This is a genomic window from Roseomonas sp. 18066 (assembly GCF_902706185.1).
In the GTDB taxonomy this organism is placed as follows: Bacteria; Pseudomonadota; Alphaproteobacteria; order Acetobacterales; family Acetobacteraceae; genus Pseudoroseomonas.
Map to the genome: position 1 here is coordinate 1 of NZ_CACSJM010000432.1, position 381 is coordinate 381.

The 381-nt window shown below is 68.8% G+C and carries 1 protein-coding gene; it reads right to left on the reverse strand.

The features are described from left to right. The coding region (locus GVN67_RS29565) for an AAA family ATPase (protein WP_200845484.1) at positions 1 to 371 on the reverse strand (371 nt) is incomplete at its 3' end. Positions 372 to 381 lie beyond the last annotated feature (10 nt).

The following is a 381-nucleotide window of genomic DNA, read 5'->3' on the forward strand; positions in this document are numbered from 1 at the left end:
ACGATGACGGGATTGGCGTATTCGCCGTCCACCAGCGCCTCGAACACCTTGCCGGGGCGCGCGCCCTTCCATTGCGAGGACGAGCCCGAGAGCAGCCAGCCGGCGGTCATCGAGCTCATGGGCACGAGGTTCATTCCGGTGCCGAGCAGCTCGGCCAGCTGGCGCGCGAAATGGGTCTTGCCGATGCCGGGCGGGCCGATCAGCAGCATCGGCGTCACCTCCAGGCCGTCGCGGCTGTCCTGTGCCAGCGCGACGTGGCGCTTCACGTCGTCGAGCGCATCGGAGAAGTTGGGCAGCTGCTCGTAGAGGCCTGCCATGTCGGGCACGCCGGACGGCTTCACCTGGAAGCGCTCGGGGCCCCGTTCGAGCATGCGCTCGTAG